Origin of the sequence: Oscillibacter sp. CU971 (assembly GCF_905219725.1) — a bacterium.
In the GTDB taxonomy this organism is placed as follows: domain Bacteria; phylum Bacillota; class Clostridia; order Oscillospirales; family Oscillospiraceae; genus Oscillibacter.
Genome location: NZ_CAJMXG010000310.1, coordinates 1 through 2919, shown reverse-complemented (window position 1 = coordinate 2919; position 2919 = coordinate 1). Strand labels below are relative to the sequence as shown.

Sequence of the window (2919 nt, the reverse complement as noted above, 5' to 3'; positions counted from 1 at the left end):
CTGCACAAGCTGTTTGCACCATTGCTGCTTTCAGCACTTTACTCAAGCGGTTTTAGCCTATTGGTACAGCTTCTAAATACGTAAAGGAGGCTCTCCCAATGGCATTGAAGATCAAGAACATCATCCCTGTGACCGGCGACATCATCACCCCGGAAATGCTTGACTACATTCGAAAGTATCTCTCGCCTGATACGGAGCTCAGCACCTCTCAAATCAAGGTGGGCACGCCCTCCATTGAGTGTGCGTATGACGAGGTTCTTTGCAGCCCGGATATCCTCCGGCTGTGCAAGGAGGCCGAAGAGGAGGGCTGCGACGCCATCTTCATCAATTGCTATGGCGATCCTGCGGTGAGAGCCGCCAGAGAGTATGTGAACATCCCCGTGTTCGGCGGCTTTGAGCCCTCCATGTTCCTCTGCATGGGCTTGGCGGACAAGATTGCCATCGTGACCATGATGAAGAATGTGATTCCCCTGGCGGAGTCTAACGTGGCGAAGGAGCATTTTGACGGGCGTATCTGCTGCGTTCGCGCGATTGACATCCCTGTGGAAGAGCTGTCGCAGCATGACCGGGTAGTGGACGCCCTGGTCCGGGAGTCCCTGGAGGCAATCCGGGTGGACGGCGCGCAGGCGATTTCCTTGGGCTGCACGGCTATGGTCGGCGTGGCGGAGGATGTTCGCGACGCTCTCAAAAAGAATGGCTACGAGATCCCGGTAATCGAAGCGGCTCAGGCGGCGGTTATGCTTCTGGAGGTGGAAGCCAGAATGCACTTGCTTCAGAGCCGGATTACCTACATGAGACCGCCGGAAAAATAATTTATCCACTGAGAAATGAGGACGCAATGAAAGGAGCACCACAATGTCGATAAAAATTAAGAACATTATTCCCGTGACAGGGGCTGTTGTCACTCCTGAAATGATTGCGTATATCGGGAAGTACCTGTCCCCGGACACAGAGCTTATTACCTCCCAAATCAAAGTGGGAACGCCTTCTATTGAGTGTGCGTATGACGAAGTGCTTTGCAGTCCGGATATCCTCCGGCTATGCAAAGAAGGTGAAGACGAAGGCTGCGACGCCATCTTCATCAACTGCTATGGCGATCCGGCGGTAAGAGCCGCCAGAGAGTATGTAAACATCCCGGTATTTGGCGGTTTTGAGCCGTCCATGTTCCTTTGCATGGGTCTTGCGGACAAGATCGGGATTGTCACAGTTGTGAAAAATGTGGTTCCCCTGATCGAAGGCAACGTGGCAAAGGCTCACTTCGACGGGCGAGTCTGCTGTGTCCGCTGTGTTGATATCCCGGTGCTGGATTTGCAGAATCACGATAAAGTCGTGGCTGCATTGGTCCGAGAGTCCCTGAAAGCAATTCGTGAAGACGGAGCTCAGGCGATTTCTTTGGGCTGCACGGCTATGATCGACGTGGCGGAGGATGTCCAGGCCGCCCTCAAATCTCAGGGCTATGAGATTCCGGTAATTGAGGCGGCCCAAGCGGCGGTTATGCTTCTGGAGGTGGAGGCAAAGATGCATCTGCTCCAGAGCCGGATTACTTACATGAGACCTCCAAAAAAATAAATTCCCATTGCGGAAGGGGCCCAGTCTGTTGCAAACCAGACTGGGTTTCTTCTGTTGAGCAGAGAGAACTACTTGCCCTACATGCGAGAGTCACAATATAGTTTCCCTTAGAGGTGTTGGTCTGTTTTTCCCTGTACTAAACACAAGAACTTCCGGTGGTAACTTCTGGGGGCCTCATTATGACGCCCTCCTGGCCCGGAAAAAGGACAGGCCCCTCCCTTGGCGGAGAGTTCGGTCCCTTTTTCGGAAGTTATAACAGACGGTAGCAGTTAGAGGTACAGCTCCCGTTCTCTCTCCAGCGCGGTTCCGCCGCAATCCACCCGTCCTGCCGGAGCTCCCGCAGGGCCCGCTGGACTGTGGCCCTGGAGAGGCTCAGGTCCTTCGCGATGGTGCGGACCGAGGGCCAACATCGGCCCTCGGCATTCGCACGGTGCTTGAGGTACATGTAGACCGCCACGTCCCGGTGAGGCAGCTCGGCGGCATAGAGCGACTTAAAGTATCCCATAGGCGTCCCTCGCAGTCAGCCCCATCGCCCGGTCCCCGCACCCTNGCCCGTTCGGGATACTCCCGGAGGCGCTTGCTCAGGGATAGCGGAAATGTTGACCCGGCTCTGGAAGACCGCGTTCTCCAGATCCTGTTTGCTGGCGTAGGCCACCGTCCGGGCGGCTTTTCCTCCAGGATGTAGGGCTCCCCGAAGATAATGCCCCAGTCCAGGAACAGCCGCAGCCGGGTCCGCATGGGATGGGAGCCGGTCTTCATCACGACGAACTGGCCCTTGGGAATGGATTTCAGCTCATCCGGCGTCATCAAGGGCCGCTCAATCATCTGGAGGGACTGGCTTGGGTCGTTCTTCCCCTTGCTGATGGAGCCGCTCAAAACCATGCGGCTTCCCAGGGCTTTGGACAGCACCTCGGCGGTCTGGGAGTTGGGGGCGAAGCCGCCGAAGATCGTGTCCTGGACGTTGTCTTGGATGATCTCCGCACCTTCTTTCCCGTAGTTCTTCTCCAGCTGAGCAAGACTCTGGATGATAGGTACCAGCGTCAGTTTCCGGGATCGTCCAGCGGAGAACAGCGGCAGGATGTCGAAGGGGGGCATGGTGCCCAGCTCGTCACAGAACAGCACCACCCGGTTCGGGAGCTTCCCGCCGTGCTCATCGGCGACCGAGAACAGCTCACGGGAAAGGGTCTGGATCATGAGGCCCGCCATAAAGTTTTTGCTGGGGTACTCCTCGGGCAGCACCAGAAAGATGGCGGACTTCTGGGAGGCGAAGGTCTCCGCGTCGATGGCGCTGTCGAAGCAGAGGACCTGCTCCAGCTCGGAGTCCAGGAAGGCGTTCAGCCTGGACAGCAC

Annotated in this window: 3 protein-coding genes and 1 pseudogene; 2 read left to right on the top strand and 2 right to left on the bottom strand. The window is 56.6% G+C overall.

Features of this window, described 5'->3' with window-relative positions; genetic code table 11:
* Positions 1 to 98 precede the first annotated feature (98 nt).
* Together JX325_RS14640 and JX325_RS14635 are read left to right on the top strand one after the other, a co-directional pair.
* Complete coding sequence (locus tag JX325_RS14640; protein WP_204791814.1) at positions 99 to 812, top strand: aspartate/glutamate racemase family protein; 714 nt, start codon at positions 99 to 101, stop codon at positions 810 to 812.
* 43 nt (positions 813 to 855) lie between these two features.
* Positions 856 to 1569, top strand: a complete 714-nt coding sequence (locus JX325_RS14635) for an aspartate/glutamate racemase family protein (protein ID WP_204791813.1) — start codon at positions 856 to 858, stop codon at positions 1567 to 1569.
* Between the two features lie 250 nt (positions 1570 to 1819).
* On the opposite strand, the gene JX325_RS14630 is transcribed toward JX325_RS14635, so the two are convergent.
* Positions 1820 to 2014 (bottom strand): helix-turn-helix domain-containing protein, encoded by a 195-nt coding sequence (locus JX325_RS14630; protein WP_307819282.1) that lies wholly within the window; start codon positions 2012 to 2014, stop codon positions 1820 to 1822.
* A gap of 75 nt (positions 2015 to 2089) precedes the next feature.
* Positions 2090 to 2919 (bottom strand): annotated as a pseudogene (locus JX325_RS14625) (type IV secretory system conjugative DNA transfer family protein); the annotation flags it as partial.

Coding starts and splice junctions, on each gene's coding strand:
- JX325_RS14640 (WP_204791814.1), top strand. CDS start 99: ATGGCATTGAAGATCAAGAACATCATCCCTGTGACCGGCGACATCATC.
- JX325_RS14635 (WP_204791813.1), top strand. CDS start 856: ATGTCGATAAAAATTAAGAACATTATTCCCGTGACAGGGGCTGTTGTC.
- JX325_RS14630 (WP_307819282.1), bottom strand. CDS start 2,014: ATGTACCTCAAGCACCGTGCGAATGCCGAGGGCCGATGTTGGCCCTCG.